Annotated in this window: 22 protein-coding genes; 8 read left to right on the top strand and 14 right to left on the bottom strand. The window is 68.0% G+C overall.

Annotated elements, in window-relative coordinates:
• Nucleotides 1-368: 368 nt before the first annotated feature.
• Nucleotides 369-1,202, top strand: coding sequence for an HAD-IB family hydrolase (locus AWC17_RS16680; RefSeq protein ID WP_046186897.1), 834 nt, complete (start codon nt 369-371; stop codon nt 1,200-1,202).
• Between the two features lie 443 nt (nt 1,203-1,645).
• Here AWC17_RS16680 and AWC17_RS16670 read toward each other — a convergent pair whose 3' ends face one another.
• The 6 genes from AWC17_RS16670 to AWC17_RS16645 form a co-directional block, all read right to left on the bottom strand.
• Entirely contained in the window at nt 1,646-2,404 is a 759-nt protein-coding gene (locus AWC17_RS16670; RefSeq protein WP_047322469.1) for a hypothetical protein, read from the bottom strand.
• 11 nt (nt 2,405-2,415) lie between these two features.
• Nucleotides 2,416-4,035 carry a dipeptide ABC transporter ATP-binding protein gene (locus AWC17_RS16665; protein WP_047322468.1) on the bottom strand — a complete coding sequence of 540 codons (1,620 nt, stop codon included), beginning with the start codon at nt 4,033-4,035 and terminating at the stop codon, nt 2,416-2,418.
• Nucleotides 4,023-4,886 carry an ABC transporter permease gene (locus AWC17_RS16660; protein ID WP_046186024.1) on the bottom strand — a complete coding sequence of 288 codons (864 nt, stop codon included), beginning with the start codon at nt 4,884-4,886 and terminating at the stop codon, nt 4,023-4,025. The genes AWC17_RS16665 and AWC17_RS16660 overlap by 13 nt, the downstream gene beginning before the upstream one ends.
• A complete protein-coding gene (locus AWC17_RS16655) occupies nt 4,879-5,805 on the bottom strand; it encodes an ABC transporter permease (protein ID WP_046186025.1) in 927 nt (308 codons plus the stop codon). Before AWC17_RS16655 ends, AWC17_RS16660 begins: the two co-directional genes overlap by 8 nt.
• Before the next feature lie 3 nt (nt 5,806-5,808).
• Nucleotides 5,809-7,437 (bottom strand): peptide ABC transporter substrate-binding protein, encoded by a 1,629-nt coding sequence (locus AWC17_RS16650; protein WP_197083485.1) that lies wholly within the window; start codon nt 7,435-7,437, stop codon nt 5,809-5,811.
• A 171-nt stretch (nt 7,438-7,608) separates the two neighbouring features.
• A complete protein-coding gene (locus tag AWC17_RS16645; protein ID WP_197083486.1) occupies nt 7,609-8,151 on the bottom strand; it encodes a DUF4232 domain-containing protein in 543 nt (180 codons plus the stop codon).
• A 115-nt stretch (nt 8,152-8,266) separates the two neighbouring features.
• On the opposite strand from AWC17_RS16645, the gene acs reads away from it, so the two are divergent.
• Entirely contained in the window at nt 8,267-10,225 is a 1,959-nt protein-coding gene (gene acs / locus AWC17_RS16640; RefSeq protein ID WP_046186028.1) for an acetate--CoA ligase, read from the top strand.
• Between the two features lie 5 nt (nt 10,226-10,230).
• Here the strand turns inward: acs and AWC17_RS16635 are convergent, their stop codons facing one another.
• Nucleotides 10,231-10,929: a chymotrypsin family serine protease gene (locus tag AWC17_RS16635; RefSeq protein ID WP_047322467.1), complete on the bottom strand. Its 699-nt coding sequence runs from the start codon at nt 10,927-10,929 to the stop codon at nt 10,231-10,233.
• A gap of 204 nt (nt 10,930-11,133) precedes the next feature.
• Between AWC17_RS16635 and AWC17_RS16630 the strand changes: the two genes are divergently transcribed.
• Both AWC17_RS16630 and AWC17_RS16625 read left to right on the top strand, forming a co-directional pair.
• Entirely contained in the window at nt 11,134-11,661 is a 528-nt protein-coding gene (locus AWC17_RS16630) for a phage holin family protein (RefSeq protein ID WP_046186693.1), read from the top strand.
• Nucleotides 11,662-12,615, top strand: coding sequence for an alpha/beta fold hydrolase (locus AWC17_RS16625; protein ID WP_046186690.1), 954 nt, complete (start codon nt 11,662-11,664; stop codon nt 12,613-12,615).
• Here the strand turns inward: AWC17_RS16625 and marP are convergent.
• Genes marP through nth form a run of 4 tightly spaced genes read right to left on the bottom strand, consistent with a single transcriptional unit; the run spans nt 12,608 to nt 15,980 of the window.
• Nucleotides 12,608-13,801: an acid resistance serine protease MarP gene (gene marP / locus AWC17_RS16620; protein WP_141224656.1), complete on the bottom strand. Its 1,194-nt coding sequence runs from the start codon at nt 13,799-13,801 to the stop codon at nt 12,608-12,610. The two genes, AWC17_RS16625 and marP, sit on opposite strands and share 8 nt — an antisense overlap.
• A gap of 11 nt (nt 13,802-13,812) precedes the next feature.
• Nucleotides 13,813-14,613 carry an NUDIX hydrolase gene (locus AWC17_RS16615; RefSeq protein ID WP_046186692.1) on the bottom strand — a complete coding sequence of 267 codons (801 nt, stop codon included), beginning with the start codon at nt 14,611-14,613 and terminating at the stop codon, nt 13,813-13,815.
• Nucleotides 14,614-14,642: 29 nt separating this feature from the next.
• Complete coding sequence (locus tag AWC17_RS16610) at nt 14,643-15,287, bottom strand: TlpA disulfide reductase family protein (protein ID WP_085164866.1); 645 nt, start codon at nt 15,285-15,287, stop codon at nt 14,643-14,645.
• Nucleotides 15,288-15,299: 12 nt separating this feature from the next.
• Complete coding sequence (nth, locus tag AWC17_RS16605; RefSeq protein ID WP_046182770.1) at nt 15,300-15,980, bottom strand: endonuclease III; 681 nt, start codon at nt 15,978-15,980, stop codon at nt 15,300-15,302.
• Between the two features lie 173 nt (nt 15,981-16,153).
• Between nth and AWC17_RS16600 the strand changes: the two genes are divergently transcribed.
• Together AWC17_RS16600 and crp are read left to right on the top strand one after the other, a co-directional pair.
• The gene (locus tag AWC17_RS16600; RefSeq protein ID WP_046182771.1) at nt 16,154-16,549 is read left to right on the top strand and encodes a hypothetical protein; all 396 of its coding nucleotides are present in this window, start codon (nt 16,154-16,156) and stop codon (nt 16,547-16,549) included.
• A gap of 95 nt (nt 16,550-16,644) precedes the next feature.
• Nucleotides 16,645-17,319, top strand: coding sequence for a cAMP-activated global transcriptional regulator CRP (gene crp, locus AWC17_RS16595; RefSeq protein ID WP_046182772.1), 675 nt, complete (start codon nt 16,645-16,647; stop codon nt 17,317-17,319).
• A gap of 82 nt (nt 17,320-17,401) precedes the next feature.
• Here crp and AWC17_RS16590 read toward each other — a convergent pair whose 3' ends face one another.
• From AWC17_RS16590 to sp36, 3 genes are read right to left on the bottom strand one after another with little or no spacing between them, the layout of a single operon-like run.
• The gene (locus tag AWC17_RS16590) at nt 17,402-18,193 is read right to left on the bottom strand and encodes an MBL fold metallo-hydrolase (RefSeq protein ID WP_046182773.1); all 792 of its coding nucleotides are present in this window, start codon (nt 18,191-18,193) and stop codon (nt 17,402-17,404) included.
• Entirely contained in the window at nt 18,190-18,654 is a 465-nt protein-coding gene (locus AWC17_RS16585) for a RidA family protein (protein WP_046182774.1), read from the bottom strand. Before AWC17_RS16585 ends, AWC17_RS16590 begins: the two co-directional genes overlap by 4 nt.
• A complete protein-coding gene (gene sp36 / locus AWC17_RS32110) occupies nt 18,655-18,816 on the bottom strand; it encodes a Sp36 family protein (protein ID WP_007166633.1) in 162 nt (53 codons plus the stop codon).
• 77 nt (nt 18,817-18,893) lie between these two features.
• Here sp36 and bagA point away from each other — a divergent pair, with 77 nt between their 5' ends.
• Nucleotides 18,894-19,913 (top strand): ATPase BagA, encoded by a 1,020-nt coding sequence (bagA, locus tag AWC17_RS16580; RefSeq protein ID WP_046182775.1) that lies wholly within the window; start codon nt 18,894-18,896, stop codon nt 19,911-19,913.
• Nucleotides 19,910-21,079 carry an ATPase BagB gene (bagB, locus tag AWC17_RS16575; RefSeq protein WP_046182776.1) on the top strand — a complete coding sequence of 390 codons (1,170 nt, stop codon included), beginning with the start codon at nt 19,910-19,912 and terminating at the stop codon, nt 21,077-21,079. Before bagA ends, bagB begins: the two co-directional genes overlap by 4 nt.
• Nucleotides 21,080-21,097: the final 18 nt, after the last annotated feature.

The raw sequence follows: 21,097 nt of genomic DNA, 5'->3' as shown, positions 1-21,097 counted from the left end.
GTGCACAAACACCTCGGCCGACGCTCGGCCGGCGCACGGAAGACGGAATGTCCGCAACCACTTGGGCGACCGCACTCGGCGGTCCATACGAGCGGAAATGACCCCGGAAAAGGGACGACCCCCGCCAGGGGGGGAGGAGGCGAGGGTCGTCGTGTATCAGCCCCGGGGGGTCGGGCTGATACACCCTCGGCTCAGGCCGAGTAATGCTTACTATACACATGACAAGCCGCGGTAACGCAATAGCTCTTTCTATGAAAGAACACGTTGAGCCGCAAAAACACTGGCGTTACCGCCGGTCCCACTTTGCTGAGCGGCCAATTCCGGCCCAGGACCATAGCCCCGCCGAACGACCGACCTATGCTGGGTCGGTGACCGTCTTCGACCCGGCCGCGGAGCAGCGCACCGCTCCCCGGGCCCGCACCGCGGCCTTCTTCGACCTGGACAAGACGATCATCGCCAAGTCCAGCACGCTGGCGTTCAGCAAACCGTTCTTCAACCAGGGACTGCTGAACCGCCGCGCCGTGCTCAAGTCGAGCTACGCCCAGTTCATCTATCTGCTCGCCGGGGCCGATCATGACCAGATGGACCGGATGCGTGTCCACATGACCAACATGTGCACTGGTTGGGACGTGGAACAGGTCAAGTCGATCGTCAACGAAACGCTGCACGAGATCGTGACCCCGCTGGTGTTCGCCGAAGCCGCGGACCTGATCGCCGCCCACAAGTTGTGCGGCCGCGACGTGGTCGTGGTGTCCGCGTCCGGCGAGGAAATCGTGGCGCCGATCGCCCGTGCGCTTGGCGCCACCCATGCGATGGCGACCCGGATGGTCGTCGAGGATGGCCGGTACACCGGCGAGATAGCGTTCTACTGCTACGGCGAGGGCAAGGTGCAAGCGATCCGCGAGTTGGCCGCCCGTGAGGGCTACCCACTGGAGCACTGCTACGCCTACTCCGACTCGATGACCGACCTGCCGATGCTCGAATCCGTCGGCCACCCCAGCGTGGTGAATCCCGACCGCGGACTGCGCAGGGAAGCCGTCGAGCGTGGTTGGCCCGTGCTGTCGTTCTCCCGGCCGGTGTCGCTGCGCGACCGCATTCCGGCGCCCTCCGGTGCGGCGATTGCGACAACGGCCGCGGTGGGCGTCAGCGCGCTGGCCGCCGGCGCGGTCACCTATTCACTGTTGCGCCGCTTCGCGTTCTAGCGCCGCGCAGGCCTATACGCAGCAAACACATTCCGGCATCCCTTCGCAATTTTTGCAGAATTGGGCCTTGCTGCGCTAAGGGTCTAGGAGTACAAAGGAACCACGGAAGCCCGGTGAGGCCTAGGTCGATCCGGAAGAGAAGGTTCGATCTCCTGATCCGGGCGCCCAGCACGGTGCTCGGCACCCACGCGGAGTCATAGCCGCGATAATGGCAGAAGTGTTGCGGGCCTGCGTAATTGCGAAATGTGGAACGGTATCGACGGCCCTTTGGGTGGGGTCGCGACCGGAAGCATCGCAAGATCGCCGAGGCCAACCCACGCAGCCCCGAGATGCACGCATGGTAACCGAGTTCCGTGCTAGCGGGCGGCGGACCGAATACTTCGGGACGTCGCCCGCTTTGCATTGTCCGGTGGCGTTTGCCCGGACCGCGATTACCGATTCAGCTATCGACTGGACAACGACTCGGCGATCGTCAAAGCCTCCTGTGCACCGGCTCGCATCGCCCGGCAGCACAACACCAACCAAGCCCCCACTCCCTTCGGTGTGCCATCGGCGAAGCCCTGGGCGGCGTCGCGATAGTCGGCGGGCTGGCGCATCCAACTCACCTCGGGCACACCCAATCCGTGTGGATCCAGCCCGCTGGCGATAGTCACCAACCGCGACACCGCGCGGGCCACCACGCCGTCCGCGCTGCCAAAGGGCCGCAGCGTCAGCAGTTCACCGTGCGCGACCGCGGCGACCACCGGGGCCGACGCCTGCGTGCCGCCGCTCACCAACTCCGCCAGCAACTCCAGCCGCGGCCCGACGCCGGCGTCGGCGCGCGGTCGGCCAAGCCGGTCCTCGTCGACCAGATCGGCAGCCGCCAGCATGTGCAGGCGGGCCAGCGCCTGTAGCGGGGCCCGCCGCCAAATCCCGACCAGGGGACCCTCTCCGCCTTCCAGCGCCTGGGCCACCCGCAGCGCCCCGCCGAACACCGGATCGCTGACGACCGCCGCGTCCGCGAGGTCTTCCAGCCGCACGGGACCGCCGTCCAGCACCGACGAGGCGCGGGCCGCCCGCAGCGCCGCTTCGGCTGCGGTCACCGGCCAGCCACGCAGGTTGGCCTTGTGGCGATGGGCGCGACCCAGAGCGTCGCGGGCCCGGTCGCTGGCCTCGGCGACGCCCGGCAACTCCATCAGCGGGGCCAGTGGATCAGCCGTCACAGTTTGCCAACCTATCCCGGTGGCGCCGGCGCGTGCGGAATGGCCTCCAGCAGTTGGCGGGTGTATTCGTGGCGGGGCCGGGTGAACAGCTCCTCGGTGGCGGCCCACTCCACCACGCGGCCGGCGCGCATCACCAGGACGTCGTCGGCGATCTGCCGGATCACCGCCAGGTCGTGGCTGATGAACAGGTAGGTGAGGCCGAGCTCGGTCTGTAGGCCGGCCAGCAAATCCAATACCTGCGCCTGTACCACGACGTCGAGCGCGGAGACCGCCTCGTCACAGACCAGCACCTCGGGCCGCAGCGCCAGCGCCCGAGCGATCGCCACCCGCTGCCGTTGGCCACCCGACAGCTCGCGCGGCAGCCGCCCCAACACCGATGACGGCAGCGCCACCTGGTCGATGAGCTCGTGCACCGCACGCTCGCGCTGCCGGCGGTCGCCCACGCGATGGATGCGCAGCGGTTCCTCGATGGCGCGAAACACCGTGTACATGGGATCCAGGCTGCTGTAGGGATTCTGGAAGACCGGCTGCACCCGCCGCCGGAAGGCCAATTGCTGCTCCCGGCTCAGTGTGGCGTCGACGCGGGCGCCGTCGAACACCACCGAGCCCGAGCTCGGCTGCAGTAGGCCGAGCACCATCTGGGCCAGCGTGGACTTGCCCGAACCCGACTCCCCGGCGATCGCCAGGGTGCTCGCCCGCCGCAGCCGAAACGAAACCCCGTCGACGGCACGGAATTCCGCTCGCCGCCAGGGAGCGCCGTGCGAGTCCCGGTAGACCTTGGCCAGCTCTGAGGCGACGAGGATGTCCTCCGTCCGCGTGGACGCCGGCGGCCGCGCGGGGCTTGTGACCGCCAGCGACGGAGCCGCGGCCACCAGCCGCCGGGTGTACTCGTGCTGTGGTTCCCGCAAGATCGCCCGCGCCGCACCGGATTCCACCACGACGCCGTCGCGCATGACGACCACGGACTCGGCGCGTTCGGCGGCCAGCGCCAGATCGTGGGTGATCAGCAGCAGCGCGGTGCCCAGTTCCGCGGTGAGCCCCTGCAGATGGTCGAGCACCTGCCGCTGCACGGTGACGTCCAGCGCGGACGTCGGCTCGTCGGCGATCAGCAGTCGCGGCCGGCCCGCCAACCCGATCGCAATCAGCGCCCGCTGGCACATGCCGCCCGACAGCTGATGCGGATAGCGGCCCGCTTGTCTCGCCGGGTCCGGCATGCCGGCCTGGGCGAGCAGCTCCACCGCGCGTCGCCGCGTCCGACGGTCGGAAGTGTTGGCCCGCAATGCTTCTGAGACCTGAAACCCGACCTTCCAGACCGGATTGAGGTTGGTCATCGGGTCTTGGGGTATGTAGCCGATCTCGCGGCCCCTGATCGAACGCAGCGCCCGGCGGTCGGCCCTGGCGATGTCGGATCCGTCGAAGACGATGCGCCCGGCGGTGATCCGGCCGCCCGGGGGAAGCAGCCCGAGGATCGCGGCCGCCGTGGTGGATTTCCCCGATCCCGATTCACCCACCACCGCGACGGTGTGGCCCGGCAAGACGGCGAAATCGACGCCGCGAACGGCGGAGTGATCGCCGAAGCTGACTTTGAGCCCTTCGACGGACAGCAGCGGTCTGGCGGTCACGGCCGCCACGCTCGGGACGCCGGATCGAGGGCGTCGCGCAACGCGTCGCCCATCATCATGAAGGCCAGGACCGTGATCGCCAGTGCGCCGGCGGGATAGAACAGGATGGGCGAGCCGGCCCGCAGCCGCGTCTGGGCGAGGTTGATGTCGCCGCCCCAGGACACCACCGTGGTCGGGAGTCCGACACCCAGGTAGGACAGCGTGGCCTCGGTGACGGTGAAGACGCCCAAGGCGATGGTGGCCATCGCGATGACCGGGCCCAAGGCGTTGGGCACCGCGTGGCGCAGCAGGATTTGAAAGCGGCTCAGCCCCAGGGCTTTCGCGGCGAGCACGTAGTCGCTGGCGCGCACCGCGAGCACCGATCCCCGCGCGATGCGGGCCACCTGCGGCCAACCGAAGAGGGCGAGGATGATGATCACGGTCCACACCGTGCGGTGGTGCATGACCTGCATGAGCACGATGGCTGCCAGCAGCAGCGGCAAGCCAAAGAACACGTCGCTGACGCGGGAGACCACCGCGTCGATCCAGCCGCCGTAGAAGCCGGCCAGCGCGCCGAGCGCGCCGCCGACGACGAACACGACCAGGGCGGCCCCCAAACCGACGGTGACCGAGGCACGTGCGCCGTAGACCGTGCGGGCGTAGACGTCGTGGCCCTGCAGGTCGGTGCCGAACCAGTGCGCGGGCGACGGCGGAAGCAGGCTCTGAGCGGGATCGGCGTAGGTGGGGTCGGCCCCGGTGAACAACGCCGGAAACATCGCGACTGCAACAATGAACAGGATCAGCAGGCCGGCGATGATGAACTTCGGGCGCCCGCGCAATCCGCGCCACGTGTCGCGCCAGAATCCGTTTCGCTCAGCCATACCGGATCCTCGGGTCCAGCGCGGCATACAGCAGGTCCACCGTCAGATTGGTGATCAGGTAGATCAGCACGAGCACCGTCACGATCGACACCACGGTCGGCGCCTCCTGCCGGGTGACGGCCTGATACAGCACACCGCCGACGCCGTGGATGTTGAAAATGCCTTCCGTCACAATCGCTCCGCCCATCAGCGCCCCCAGGTCGGCCCCCAGGAAAGTCACCACCGGGATCAGCGAATTGCGCAGGATGTGCACCGTCACGACGCGCGCCCGGGACAACCCCTTGGCGGTGGCGGTGCGCACATAATCGGCGTGCGCATTGGCCGCCACCGCGGAGCGGGTCAACCGCACCACGTAGGCGAACGACACCGAACCGAGCACGATGCCGGGTAACAGCAGACGCCCAAACGTCGACCGCTCCCCCACCGTCACCGGCGCGATGCCCAACCTCACCCCGAAGACGAACTGGGCCAGAAACCCCAGGACGAAGATGGGGGTCGCGATGATGACGAGGCCGGCGATCAGCACGGTGGAATCGAAAAGTCCACCCGTGCGCAGGCCGGCGATCACCCCGAAGCCGATGCCCAGCACCGCCTCGACGGCCAGGGCGATCAGCGCAAGCCGCAGCGTAACCGGAAAGGCATGCGCCAGAACGTCGCTCACCGGCAGTCCGGAGTAGGAACGGCCCAAGTCGCCGTGCAGGACGCCGCCGAGGTAGCGCAGGTACTGCACGATGAACGGATCGTCGAGGTGGTAGCGCGCCCGCAGTTGCGCGGCGACCTCGGGCGTCAGCGGCCGGTCCCCGGCCATCGCGGCCACCGGGTCGCCCGGCAACAGGAAGACCATGCCGTAGATCAGCAGCGTGGCCCCGAGGAAGACGGGCACCATGACGGCGATCCGGCGCGCGATGTACCAACCCATGTCTTAGCCCTTGACGAGATTCTCGTAGTCGGGCAGACCGTTCCAGGTGAGCTTGACGCGGCTGACCTGCGACGACCATCCAACCACCGCGATGTAGTACCACAGCGGCACAGCGGGCATGTCGCGCAACAGGATTCGTTGGGCGACGTTGACCAGCACATCCGCCTGCCGCAGGTTGGGGGCTGCCTCGGCGGCGGCCAGCCCGGCGTCGAACTCCCGGCTGGAGTATCCAACGTCGTTGGATCCCGCTCCGGTGGCGTACAGCGGGGCCAGGAACTCGATCATCGACGGGTAGTCGCCGATCCAGCCCGCGCGGAACGCGGTATCGATGGTGCGGTTGGTGATCTGGGTGCGGAAACCCGCGAACGTGGGGTGCGGCGCGCCGACGGCATCGATACCCAGCACGTTCTTGATGCTGTTGGCCACCGCGTCCACCCACTCTTGATGGCCGCTGTCGGCGTTGTATGCGATCGAGTACCGCCCGCTCCATGGCGAGATCGTGTTGGCTTGCGCCCAGAGTTGGCGTGCCCGTTCGGGGTTGAAGTCCAATGCGTCGTTGCCCGGGATGTTCCGGTCGAATCCGGGCAACGAGCTGGCGGTGAAATCGCGGGCCGGGCTGCGGGTGCCGTTGAAGATCTGCTGACAGATCTGCGGCCGGTTGACGGCCGCCGACAACGCCAAGCGGCGCAGCCGACCTTCTTCGCCCCCGAAATGTGGTAGCCGCAACGGCGTGTCGAGCGATTGGCTGACCGCGACGGGCCCACTGGCGGCGTTGCCGCCCAGGTCACGCTGGTAAATTGTCAGCGCGCTGGACGGAATCGTGTCCAGCACATCAAGATTGCCCGACAGCAGGTCGGCATAAGCGGTGTCCAGGTTGGCGTAGAACTCGAATCTCAAACCTTTGTTGTGGAGTTTGCGATTGCCGTGGTAGTCGGGGTTGGGTTTCAAGTCGATCTTGACGTTGTGTTCCCAGGCCGGCCCGTCGGGACCGTCCGCCAACTCATATGGGCCGTTGCCGACCGGATGGCGGCCGAACGCGGCCATATCCCGAAAAGCCATGTCCGGTAACGGGTAGAACGCATTGTGTCCCAGCCGCAACGTGAAGTCGACGGTCGGCGCCTTGAGCCGCACGTCGAACTCGAGATCGTTGACCACTTGCAGCCCGGACATGATGGTCCGGGCCGGCTTTCCGTCTCCGGTCAGGCCGGCGACCTCGTCGTACCCGACGATCGGGCTGAAAAAGCTCTGTTGCAGTTGGGCATTGGTACTCAGCGCTCCGTAATTCCACGCGTCGACGAACGAATGGGCCGTCACCGGCGAGCCGTCGGTGAACTTCCATCCAGGCTTGAGAATGATTCGGTAGTTGATGTTGTCGGTTGTCTCGACCGACTGCGCCACTTCCGGCGACGGTTTGCCAGCGGCGTCGTAGGACACCAAACCGGCGAACAGTCGATCCAGGATCCGCCCTCCGAGGCTGTCGTTCGTGCCGGTCGGAATCAGCGGGTTGGGCGGTTCTCCGCCGTTCACGACCACGGACTCAGGGCTCAGCGCGCCGCCACCACAACCCGTCAGCGACGCGGCCGCCAGGATCCCGGCGGCCGCAACGGCAAGCAAGGCCTGCGGGGCCCGCATCCGACGCATGACACCCGACCTTAGGGGCTGCCATCGCGCCGGCGGTGACGTGCCTGGCGCGGCTTCGTCAATTTGGAATTCCGCCGTGACTGTCGCGTACCTGCCCTCGCATGAATCGGGTGTGCAAGCAGGCTATTTGACGTTCTCGCGAAAGCCGACTCGTGACGTCGCTCAGACGGGCGTGACGGGGTGCACCTGCAGCGCGCAGGCGTCGATGGTGGCCGGCACGGTCAGCACCGCGGTCGTGTCCGGCGGGTTGACCAGCAGGTCGGTATAGGTGGGGCACGGGTCGCCGTTGGCGTCGATGGCCACGCCCTCCACGACGGCCTGCGCCTGGGTCGACAGGGACAGGATGACGGTGGGGGGTACTTCCGAGCCGCCCGGCAGGCCGCCCATGTAGCCGCGCAGCGTGGGCTGGGCGTGAATGAGCGGACCGCCGGAACCCGAGTCGACGCCGGGGTATCCGGTCAATGTGCAGGGCTCCGCACCGCCGGCGAGGCTGAACACCAGGGTCGCCGCGCGGTGGCCGACCGCGGCCTGAGTCGGCGAGGCGGTTACGGCGATCCGGTCCGACCAGCATGGGGTCGGCGCGTCGGCGGTGTCGGTCGGCATGGCCCAGGCCGGTGGCCCCAGCACGGCGGTGGCCGCGTAAGCCATTGCGGCCGCGGCGAAGCTCGAAACTAGTCGGCGGATGCGCCGCCCGTGATCCGGCACATGGTGATTATCCGCCATGGGTCCGCGCTTTGACCCTCTATTCGAAGCGTCGCTTTTCACCTTGTAGGGCTAGGCTCTCTGACGGTTGACGAGCCTCGACAATAGGAGGAAGCCAGTGACCGCCACCGACGCCGTAGGCCCGTCGTCGTATCCCCCGCCGGCAGCGTTCGCCGAGCAGGCCAACGCGGGCGAGGAGTTGTACCGCGAGGCCGACGAGGACCGGCTGGCCTTCTGGGCCAAGCAGGCCAATCGGCTCTCGTGGGCGACGCCCTTCACCGAGGTGCTGGATTGGTCGAATGCCCCGTTCGCCAAGTGGTTCGCCGACGGCAAGCTCAACGTCGCCTACAACTGCGTGGACCGGCACGTGGAGGCCGGCCGCGGGGACCGCGTCGCCATTCACTGGGAAGGCGAGCCCGGCGACAGCCGCAGCCTGACCTATTCCGATCTGCAGGCCGAGGTCTGCAAGGCGGCCAACGCGCTGACCGGCCTGGGCCTGGTCGCCGGTGACCGCGTCGCCATCTACCTGCCGCTGATCCCCGAAGCGGTGGTCGCGATGCTGGCCTGCGCCCGGCTGGGCATCATGCACAGCGTCGTGTTCGCCGGTTTCACCGCGAAGGCGCTGCGGGCCCGGATCGCCGATGCCCAGGCCAAGCTGCTGATCACCAGCGACGGGCAATTCCGCCGCGGCAAACCCGCGCCGCTGAAGGACGCGGCCGACGAGGCGGTTGCGTCCGGTCCGGACGGCGACAGTCCCGTCGAGCGCGTCCTGGTGGTGCGGCGCACCGGAATTGACGTGTCGTGGAACGACGACCGCGACGTGTGGTGGGACGACGTCGTCGGCGCCGCGTCTGCCGAACACACGCCCGAGCCGTTCGACGCCGAGCAGCCGTTGTTCCTGCTGTACACCTCTGGCACCACCGGCAAGCCGAAGGGCATCGTGCACACCAGCGGCGGCTACCTGACCCAGACCTCGTACACGCACTACTACGTCTTCGATCTCAAGCCCGAGACGGACGTGTTCTGGTGCACGGCCGACATCGGCTGGGTCACCGGACACACCTACGGTGTCTACGGTCCGCTGTCCAACGGGGCCACCGAGGTTCTATACGAGGGCACGCCCGACACACCCACCCAGCACCGGCACTTCGAGATCATCGAAAAGTACGGCGTGACAATCTATTACACCGCGCCCACCCTCATCCGGACGTTCATGAAGTGGGGCCGCGAGATCCCCGACGCGCACGACCTGTCCAGCCTGCGGCTGCTGGGTTCGGTCGGTGAACCGATCAACCCGGAGGCGTGGCGCTGGTACCGCAAGGTGATCGGCGCGGACAGCCTGCCCGTCGTCGACACCTGGTGGCAGACCGAGACGGGCTCCGCGATGATCACCCCGCTGCCGGGGGTGGCCGCGGCCAAGCCCGGTTCGGCGATGCGGCCGTTGCCGGGCATCTCGGCCAAGATCGTCGACGACCACGGCGATCAGCTCCCGCCGGGCAACGACAAGGGCGAGCATGTCAGCGGCTACCTGGTCCTGGACCAGCCGTGGCCGTCCATGCTGCGCGGCATCTGGGGTGACCCCGAACGGTACGTCGAGACCTACTGGTCCCGGTTCGCCGAGCAGGGCTGGTACTTCGCCGGCGACAGCGCTTATTACGACGCAGACGGCGCCATCTGGGTGGTGGGCCGCATCGACGACGTGATGAACGTGTCGGGGCATCGGCTCTCGACCGCCGAGGTGGAGTCGGCGCTGGTCGGGCACTTCGCGGTGGCGGAGGCGGCCGTCGTCGGGGTGACCGATCAAACCACCGGCCAGGCCATCTGCGCGTTCGTCGTGCTATGCGCCGAGTTCGAGGTGCACGACGGGATCGTCGACGAGTTGCGCATCGAGGTCGCCCAGGAGATCTCGCCGATCGCGAAGCCCCGGGAGGTCCATGTGGTGCCCGAACTGCCCAAGACGCGCAGCGGCAAAATCATGCGCAGGCTGCTGCGGGACGTCGCCGAAAACCGCGAGCTGGGTGACACGTCGACGCTGCTGGACCCCAGCGTGTTCGACGCGATCCAAACCTCGAAATAGCCGACTCAGGCCGGTAGGGGCGTGAAGCCCGCGCCGGGCCGGTGCTTGGTGTTGACGTCGGCCAGGACCGCGTTGAACGACTGGACCACGGCCGGCGTGTGCAGCGGGATGTACTTGATGACGCAGGTCGGCAGGTTGTCGCTGAACGCCCCGTGGATCATGCCGACCAGCATGCTGTTGACGGTCACCGGCGCCCCGGAGTCGCCCGGCTGGCCGCAGACCTGCATGACGATGGTGCCCGGGTCCTGGCCCGGCCCCCAGGTGACGCCGCACGAGTTTCCGGTGGTGCGGCCCTGCTTGCAGGCGATCTCGCCGAAGGCCGGATCCGGGCCGAGGCCGTTGATCGCGAAGCCGTTGTAGTTGGCGGTCGGTGTCACCTTGGCGGGATCGAACTTGATGACCGCGTAGTCGAGGTTGTCGTTGCCGGCCACCATGGTGCCCAGGACACCGGCATTTTCGGCGCCCTCGGCGGCGACCTGCGCGCCGGGGCCGCCGCAGTGCGCGGAGGTGAAGCCGATCAGCTCACCGGCGGCATCGCCCCCGATGGTCGTCAAGGTGCACATCGTGTCCCCATTGATGACGATGCCGGCGCCGCCGCCCATCGGGATTCTGACATCGGCGGCCGCGGCGCGTGCGGGGCAACCCACCAGGACCAAGAGCACCGCCGCCGTTGCCGCCACGAAGCACCTGTGCGCCGTCTGCACAGCACCACTCCCATCGACAGGCCGGACATCTCCGACCGGCTTGGCCAGTCTAGTCGGCCAGGCGTCTCGCTCGCCGTGCTCAACGCGCCGTCCCGGACGCGGGCCCGTCGCCGTCTGCGGCTGGCCTCGTCTGCGATGGCGCCGCATGGCAACATGAACCGCGACGACAGCGCGCCGGGCAATGACGAAAAGAGGGGACCGTCTGTGAGCAAAGCCGATGGCAAGAACGGTGTACCCAGCACCCTGACCACGATCCCCTTGACCGACCCGCACGCCCGGCCCGCCGAGCCATCGATCGGCGACCTGATCAAGGACGCGACCACGCAGGTCTCCACGCTGGTGCGCGCCGAGGTCGAACTGGCCCGGGCGGAGATCACCCGGGACGTCAAAAAGGGCCTGACCGGGAGCGTGTACTTCATCGCCGCGCTGGTGGTGCTGTTCTACTCCACATTCTTTTTCTTCTTCTTCGTCGCCGAGCTGCTCGACACTTGGCTGTGGCGCTGGGTGGCGTTCCTGATCGTGTTCGGGGTCCAGGTGGTGGTCGGGGCCCTGCTCGCCCTGCTGGGCTTCCTCAAGGTGCGCCGGATCCGGGGGCCGCGGCAGACCATCGAATCGGTCAAGGAGACACGCACCGCACTCACCCCGGGCCACGACAAGGCGCAGGGCGCGGCCAAGGAGCTCGCCGAGCGCGGCAGGCACGAAAAGCCCGAAACCGATCCATCGGGTTGGTAAATGGCCCCGCCGGATCCGTCGGTAACCCGCATCGACGGGCCCTGGCGCCATTTGGACGTACACGCCAACGGCATCCGGTTCCATGTCGTAGAGGCCCTGCCCGCCGGCGCGGACACGGCCGCACCACCGACGGCCCGCCCATTGGTGATGTTGCTGCACGGCTTCGGCTCGTTCTGGTGGTCGTGGCGCCATCAGTTGCGGGGACTGACCGGGGCGCGGGTGGTGGCGGTCGACCTGCGCGGCTACGGCGGCAGCGACAAGCCGCCCCGCGGCTACGACGGTTGGACGCTCGCCGGCGACACGGCCGGCCTCATCCGCGCGCTGGGGCACTCGTCGGCGACGCTGGTCGGTCACGCCGACGGCGGGCTGGCCTGCTGGGCCACCGCGCTGCTGCACGCCCGGTTGGTGTCGGCCATCGCGCTGATCAGCTCGCCACACCCGGCGGCGCTGCGGCGGTCCACGCTGACCCGGCGCGACCAGGGATACGCACTGTTGCCGACGTTGCTGCGCTACCAGCTGCCGGCCTGGCCGGAGCGCTTGCTGACCCGTGACAACGCGGCCGAGATCGAGCGCCTGGTCCGCAGCCGCAGTTGCGCCAAATGGCTTGCATCCGAAGACTTTTCCGAATCCATCGGTTACCTGCGGACGGCCATCCAGATTCCGTCGGCGGCGCACTGCGCACTGGAATATCAGCGCTGGGCGGTGCGCAGTCAGCTGCGCGACGAGGGCCGCCGATTCATGAAATCGATGTGCCAGCAGCTCAGCGTGCCGCTGCTACACCTGCGCGGCGACGCCGATCCCTACGTGCTGGCCGACCCGGTCGACCGGACGCAGCGTTACGCCCCGCAGGGCCGTTACGTATCCATCACCGGCGCAGGGCATTTCAGCCATGAAGAGATGCCCGAGGAAATCAACAGGCACTTGATGAAGTTCCTCGACTACGTGGTCAGCTGACGCAGGACCCGGTAGTCACCTGCTGGCTGTCACCGATTTTGGTGAGCTGACTGGCCACCTCGTCGGCCGTCAACACGAAACCGGTGTCGGGGTCGTCGACGGCCGCGCCGAACACCACGCCGAGCACGTGACCATCCAGGTCGATCAACGGTCCGCCCGAATTGCCTTGCTCCACATTGGCTCTGATGGTGTAGACGTCACGGGTGACCGGCGCGGGATCGCGGTAGATGTCGGGGCCGCTGAGTTTGATAACCTCGCGGATGCGGGCCGGGGTCGCGGTGAAGTTGCCGCCGCCCGGGTAGCCCAGCACCACAACGCTGGTACCGGTTTTCGCCTCGGCCTGAGCGAACGCCAATGGCTGTGGCGGCAGGTTGGGGACGGCGAGGATGGCGATGTCGACCGACGGATCATAGGACACGACGGAGGCATCGAGCGGACTGCCGCTGGCGTAGATTTGCACGCTGTTGGAACCGGCCACCACGTGCGCGTTGGTCATCACCCGGTCGGGGGCGATCACAAATCCACTGCCCTCCAACACTTTCTGGCAGCTCGGTGCCAGGCTGCGCACCTTGACGACGCTCGGCGCGGTGGCCTGCACCACCGGATTGTTGGCCAGGGCGGGGTCGGGCGAGGCGACGGGAATCACCGGAGTGCGGCTGAACGGCTCCAGCACCGCGGGCAGGCCGGAGGTGTTCAGCAGGGCCGACAACCGCTTGGGCACCGTCTTCAGCCACGGCGGGGCGACCTCGTTGACCTGGGCCAGCACCCGCGAGCCGCGGACCGCGGCGGCCAGCTCCGGCTGGTCCTTCGACTGGGTCAGCGGTGTCGCCAACAACCAGGCCGCGGTCAGCACCACCACCACCTGGACCCCCACCCCGATGAACGAGTCGACCGTCCGGATGCTGCGGCTGCGGATCGCGCCGCGGACCGCCCGTCCCAACACCACCCCTGCGACCTCACCGATGACGACCAGCGCAAGGATCAGAAACAGCGCGGCGAACAGCTTGGCCCGGGGCGCGGCGATGTGGCTGACCAGGTGGGGAGCCAGCAGCACGCCCGCGATCGCGCCCAGCAACACGCCGACGAACGACAGCAGCGAGCCCAGCGCGCCGGAACGCCAGCCCGAGACGGCCGCGATGAAGGCGACCGACAGCACGGCCACGTCAAGCCACTGCGACGGGGTCATCGAATTCATGTTCATCGGGGGGAGCCACCCTGCTCGCCGACCAGCGCCATCGCCGCGTCCAACTCGCGGACGTCGGTGGTGTCCCAGGGCTGGGCCCAGCCGGCGACGTCGAGCATGGCACAGATCACCTGGCCAGTGAATCCCCAAACCAGCATCTCGTTCAGCAGAAACGCCGGTCCGGCCCACCGGCGGCCGAGGTCGCCCCGGTAGACCATCAGCCGGTTGACCGGGTTGATAAAGGCGCGCAGCGGAACTCGCGCCACGATCGCGGTTTCGGCCTCGTTGACGACGGTCACCGGACCGGGATCCGGCGAGTAGGCCAAGACCGGGACGACATGAAACCGCGACGGCGCAATGAACGTGCGTTCCATCGTGACCAAGGGACGCAACCGGGACACGTCGATCCCGGTTTCCTCCTGGGCTTCGCGCAGGGCGGTGGCCACCGGGCCCTCATCGGTGGGATCGGACGCACCGCCGGGAAACGCCGCCTGGCCGGCGTGGTGGCGCAGCGTCGAGGCCCGCACGGTGACCAGCAAGTCGGCATCGTCGGGGACGCCACCGTCGGCCGGTGCGGATGGAGGTCCCGAGAACAACACCAAGACGGCGGCTTCGCGACCGCTGCCGCGCATTCCGGTGATCATCGCCAGCACGTCGGCCGGTAGCCGGCGCCGGTACGCGTCCGGCATCCGCGCGACGTTATCTACCAGGGGACGCAGCCACGGCGGGGAGTCGTCGGGCGCCAGCGAAACCGTCCCGTGCGAGCGGGCGGGAGTCGCACCTTGCGCAGGCGGGGACGTATCCCCAACACTCACCGGGCGCTCCAGTCGGTCCAATTTTCGGCTTATCCCTTGTCATTTCCGACCGCGGCAGCGATCTCGTCGGCGCTGGCGAAAGCCCGCGGCAGCATCTGCGCAACGCTACCGTCCGGCCGCAGAACCACCGTCGCGGGCATCACGTTCACGACGCCCAGGGCCGCCGCGACCCGACGGCGGCCGTCCTGCAGGGTTGGCAGCCGAACGCCCAGTTCGGCCAGCCGCAGCAACGCGGCCGTCTCGTTCTCGTCCTGATGCACGGTCACCACCATCACGTCCGGCCCGGCGCGCCGTTGATACTCGGCCATCGCGGGCAGTTCGGCCGCACACGGCGCGCACCAATATGCCCACAGGTTGAGGACGACCCGGCGCCCGGCCAGCGCGCGGGCGACGTCGACAACCGAGCCGTCCGCAGCGCATTCGGCCGTGACACCGCGCAGCGCCTGGGGGCCGGGACCGTCGCCGGGGGCGGGACAAGGCGCCAGGTTGGCCCGCTGCCGCGGACCCGCCAGCGCGGCCGCCGTGTCGGCGTCGCGGTGTTCGCGGCCGGGCGTGTTCACAGCGCTGCCGGGTTTCGTCGGCGCGGAATCATCGCGCAGCTGGGCCACCAGGGCCGCGGTCAGTGCCGCCACCACCGCGAGGATGGCGATCGTCCAGCGCGTGGTCCGCGTCAAGGTCGTAGACGTCTACAGGCCGGCCAGGGCCAGTAGGTGCTCGGTTTCCGGGCCCCGCACCAGGGGCGCTGCCAGCAGCGGCTCGGTGGGACCGAGGCCGAAGGAGGGGCAGTCCTTGGCCACCACGCACACACCGCAGGCCGGCTTGCGGGCGTGGCACACCCGGCGGCCGTGGAAGATCACGCGGTGGCTCAACATGGTCCACTCGCTGCGTTCGATCAGTTCGCCGGCCGCACGCTCGATCTTGACCGGGTCCTTGTCGGCGGTCCAGCGCCACCGGTGCAGCAGCCGTGCGAAGTGGGTGTCGACCGTGATGCCGGGGACCCCAAATGCGTTGCCCAGGATGACGTTGGCGGTCTTGCGGCCCACGCCGGGCAGCGTGACGAGTTCTTCCATGGTGGAGGGCACCTCGCCGTCGAACCGTTCGACCAGGGCCTGCCCGAGGCCGATGAGGGAGGTCGCCTTGTTCCGGAAGAACCCCGTCGGGCGGATGAGGGTTTCCAGTTCGTCGCGGTCGGCTTGCGCGTAGTCCAGCGCCGAGGGGTACCGCTTGAACAAAGCCGGCGTCGTCAGGTTCACCCGTTTGTCGGTGCTCTGCGCGGAAAGGATGGTGGCGACGGTCAGCTCTAGCGGCGTGGTGAAGTCGAGCTCGCAGTGCGCGTCCGGAAACGCCTGCGCCAGCGCCCGATTCATCCGGCGGGCCCGTCGCACCAAGCCGACTCGGGTCTCGTCAGCCCAGCGCCGCGCGGCGTCACCGCCCGGCGTGGCTGACGTGGACTTCGAGCGCCCGGACGACTTTGCCGCTGTCACCTACGACAGAGTACTGATTTCGTGATCTCGCCGAGACCTCGTGTTGATTGAAGGCCATGTTTACTCTCCTTGTGTCATGGTTGCTGGTGGCCTGCGTTCCGGGGCTGCTGATGCTGGCGGCGCTCGGCTTGGGGCGGCTCGAACGGGAGCTCGCCCGCGATGACGTCGCGATGATCGCGGTCACCGAGCTTTTCGAGCGGGCCGAGTTCGTCGACCTCCACACGCTGGCTCGCGAAGGCATGCCGGAGGCGCTGGAATACCTGCATCTGCGCGAGGCTCGGGAACTTTCGGAGGCCGCGCTGGCCGGGTTGACCGCCGGGCCGCGTCACGCGGCGCCGTCGTTTGCCGCCAGCTTCGTTGACCATGGCGAGCTGACATTGCCGACGCGAATACACGCCCATGCGCGCATCAATCCGCAGTTTAAGGCCACTCGATACGTCAATCGTGTGTAGCGTTGCACGTTGGACAAAATGTCCTACCGCTAGACTCATGCGAGCACGGGATTAACCTGCCCGTATCACAATCATTGGAAATCTGAAGAGGCAATGTGGACGAGATCCTGGCAAGGGCAGGAATCTTCCAAGGGGTTGAGCCCGGCGCCATCGCAGCGCTGACCAAGCAACTGCAACCCGTCGACTTTCCCCGTGGGCACACGGTCTTCGCCGAAGGCGAGCCGGGCGATCGGCTGTACATCATCGTCTCGGGGAAGGTCAAGATTGGCCGTCGCTCACCCGACGGCCGGGAGAACCTGCTGACGATCATGGGCCCGTCGGACATGTTCGGCGAGTTGTCCATTTTCGACCCGGGCCCCCGGACTTCCAGCGCGACCACCATCACCGAGGTGCGCGCGGTGTCGATGGACCGCGATGCGCTGCGGGCGTGGATCGCTGATCGTCCCGAGATCGCCGAGCAGCTGCTGCGGGTGCTGGCCCGACGGCTGCGCCGCACCAACAACAATCTGGCCGACCTCATCTTCACCGACGTCCCCGGCCGGGTGGCCAAGCAGCTGCTGCAGCTCGCCCAGCGTTTCGGCACCCAGGAGGGTGGCGCGATGCGGGTCACCCACGACCTGACCCAGGAGGAGATCGCCCAGCTGGTGGGCGCCTCCCGGGAGACGGTGAACAAGGCGCTGGCCGATTTCGCCCACCGCGGCTGGATCCGCCTGGAGGGCAAGAGTGTGCTGATTTCGGACTCCGAAAGGCTGGCGCGCCGGGCGAGGTAAGCGCGCGCGAATTGCGTCGAGATCGACGTTATCGGCACGTTCTCTCGAACTTTTCCGCGTTAGCGTCGATTTCGGCGAGAGTTCAACGCTGCAAATAGTCCAGCTGCGCCTGAACGGACCATTCGGCCGCGTCCCAGAGTTTCTCGTCGACGTCTACATAGACGTGTTCGACGACCTGGCGTGCGGTGGCGTCGTCGCCGATGTCCCGCAACGCCCCGCGCACCTGTTCCAGGCGTTCCTGCCGGTGCATCAGGTAGCCGGACGCGACGGCCTCCAGGTCGGCCAGGTCCGGCCCGTGACCGGGCAGCACCGTGCGCGAGCCCAGCCCGCGCAGCCGGCGCAACGATTCCAGGTAGTCGGCCAGACTGCCGTCTTCCTTATCTATGACGGCGGTCCCGCGGCCCAGCACGCTGTCCGCGGTGAGCACGGCATCATCAAGCACGAAGGACAGCGAGTCGGCGGTGTGGCCGGGGGTGGCCATCACCTTGATCTTCAGGCCGGCCGCGTCGATGACCTCGCCGTCGGTGAGGTGGCCGCCAAGGCCGCGCAAGAATCCGCTGCCCGCCGACCGCACCGTCGCGCCGGTGCGCTCGACCAGCTTGTCGATGCCGTCGGTGTGATCGCCGTGCCGGTGACTGATCAGGACCAGCGCGATGCGGCCCAACTCGGCGAGCCGGGCGACGTGCTCGTCGTCGTCCGGCCCGGGATCCACGACGACCAACTCGTCGCTGCCCCTGCCGCGCAGCACCCAGGTGTTGGTGCCCTCGAGCGTCAGCAATCCGGGGTTGTCGGCCAACAGCACCGAGGCAGTGTCGGTGACCGCCCGCAGCCTGCCGTATGCGGGATGGCTCAGCGACTCGGGTGCGTCGGTCACGGTCGTGAGCCGACCTCCACGATCAGCTCCACTTCCACCGGCGCATCCAGCGGCAGCTCGGACACGCCGACGGCCGACCGCGCGTGGGCGCCGTCATCGCCGAACACCTCGGCGAGCAGCTCGGAAGCCCCGTTGATGATGCTGGGCTGGCCGTTGAAACCCGGAGCCGACGCGACGAAGCCGACGACCTTGACCACCCGGGTCACGGCGTCGATGCCCACCAGCGAATCGATGGCCGCCAGGGCATTGAGCGCGCAGATCCGCGCCATCGCCCTGCCCTCGTCCGGGCTGACCTGGGCCCCGACCTTGCCGGTCCCGGCCAGCTGTCCCGCCTGCATCGGTAGCTGACCCGCGGTGTAGACCAGGTCGCCCGTCCGCACGGCGGGGACATAGGCGGCCAGCGGCGCCACCACCTCCGGAAGCGCGACACCAAGTTGCGCGAGCCGGGCCGACGCAGTCATCTACTTCGGGCGCTTCAGATACGCGACGTGTTGCTCGCCGGTTGGCCCGGGCAATACGGACACCAGTTCCCAGCCGTCGGCACCCCACTGGTCGAGAATTTGTTTGGTGGCGTGTGTCAGCAGCGGGACCGTGACGTATTCCCATGCGGTCGGTTGGCTCATGGCGCGAGCTTATCGGTCGGATGTGAACGGCTCTGGCCTGCCCGGGGGCCGGGCGCGGGTCGGGCTAGCATGCGAAGGTGGCAAACACATCGAGCGGCGGTAGCGCCGTCGGCTGGCCGGCGCGGCTTTCGAAGGCCCGCCTGCATTTCGTCACCGGCAAAGGCGGTACGGGCAAGTCGACGATAGCGGCCGCACTGGCGCTGACCCTGGCAGCCGGAGGCCGCAAGGTTCTCCTCGTGGAAGTCGAAGGGCGGCAAGGCATTGCGCAACTCTTCGACGTGCCACCGCTGCCCTACCAGGAGGTCAAGATCGCGACCGCCGAACGTGGCGGTCAGGTCAATGCCCTGGCGATCGACATCGAGGCCGCGTTCCTGGAATACCTGGACATGTTCTACAACCTCGGTATCGCCGGGCGGGCGATGCGCCGCATCGGCGCCATCGAGTTCGCGACGACGATCGCGCCCGGGCTGCGCGACGTGCTGCTCACCGGGAAGATCAAGGAGTCGGTGGTGCGCGTCGATAAGAACCGGCTTCCCGTTTACGACGCGGTTGTCGTCGACGCCCCACCGACGGGGCGGATCGCCCGCTTCCTGGACGTCACCAAGGCCGTGTCGGATCTGGCCAAGGGCGGGCCGGTGCACTCACAGAGTGAGGGCGTGGTGAGGCTGCTGCATTCCGAGCAGACCGCCATCCACGTGGTCACCCTGCTGGAGGCGTTGCCGGTGCAGGAAACCCTGGAAGCCATCGAGGAGCTCGCCGAGATGGAGCTGCCGATCGGCAGCGTGATCGTGAATCGCAACATCGCGTCCCACCTGCAGCCCGCCGACCTGGCGAAGGCCGCCGAGGGACACGTCGACGCGGACTCGGTGCGGGCAGGGCTGGAGATGGCGGGGATCAAGCTGAACGACGCCGAGTTCGCCGGCCTGCTGACCGAAACCATCGAGCATGCGACGGTCATCGCCGCGCGAGCCGAGGTCGCGCAACAGCTGGACGCGTTGCACGTGCCCCGGCTCGAGCTGCCGGCGATCTCCGACGGTGTCGACCTCGGAAGCCTCTATGAGCTTTCGGAATCGCTTGCGCAGCAGGGGGTTCGATGAGTACCACACCGAATAGACTTGATATGGCCTCGATCTTGGCCGACACGACCAACCGGGTGGTGGTGTGCTGCGGTGCCGGCGGGGTGGGCAAGACCACCACCGCGGCCGCGATGGCGTTGCGCGCGGCCGAATACGGCCGCAACGTCTGCGTTTTGACCATCGACCCGGCCAAGCGATTGGCGCAGGCGCTCGGGGTCAACGACCTCGGCAACACCCCGCAACGGGTGCCCTTGGCGTCCGAGGTCCCCGGTGAGTTACACGCGATGATGCTCGACATGCGTCGCACGTTCGACGAGATGGTGGTCCAGTACTCCGGAAACGGCCGGGCGCAAGCGATTCTGGACAACCAGTTCTATCAGACCGTCGCCAGCTCCCTCGCCGGCACGCAGGAGTACATGGCGATGGAGAAGCTCGGTCAACTGCTGGCCGAGGACCGGTGGGACCTGGTGGTGGTGGACACCCCGCCGTCGCGCAACGCGCTGGACTTCCTGGACGCGCCCAAACGGTTGGGCAGCTTCATGGACAGCCGGTTGTGGCGGCTGCTGCTCGCGCCGGGCCGGGGCATAGGCCGATTGGTCACGGGCGCAATGGGTTTGGCGATGAAGGCGATATCCACCGTGCTCGGCTCACAGATGTTGAGCGATGCGGCGGAATTCGTGCAGTCGCTGGACGCCACCTTCGGCGGTTTCCGGGAGAAGGCGGACCGCACGTACGCGCTGCTGAAGAGGCGCGGTACGCAATTCGTGGTGGTGTCGGCGGCCGAACCCGATGCGCTGCGCGAGGCCTCATTCTTCGTCGACCGGCTGTCCCAGGAAGGCATGCCGCTCGCCGGGCTGGTTTTGAACCGTACCCACCCGACGTTGTGTTCGTTGCCCGCCGAGCGGGCGATCGACGGAACCGAAACGTTGGAGGCCGAGCCGGATTCCGAGGCGGCGTCGTTGGCCGCGGCCGTGCTGAGGATTCATGCCGATCGTGCGCAGACCGCCAAACGGGAGATCAGGTTGCTGTCGCGGTTCACCGGGGCCAATCCGCACGTGGCGGTCATCGGGGTTCCGTCGCTGCCGTTCGACGTCTCGGACCTGGAAGCGTTGCGCGCGCTCGCCGATCAGATCACGTCGGCCGGCGACGACACGGCCCGTACCACGGCCCAGGGACCCCTGCGCTAGGAGTCGGGTCGGGCCGGT

It is taken from the genome of Mycobacterium nebraskense, from assembly GCF_002102255.1.
GTDB classification, from domain to species: domain Bacteria; phylum Actinomycetota; class Actinomycetes; order Mycobacteriales; family Mycobacteriaceae; genus Mycobacterium; species Mycobacterium nebraskense.
This window is presented reverse-complemented; position numbering and strand designations above follow the sequence as displayed.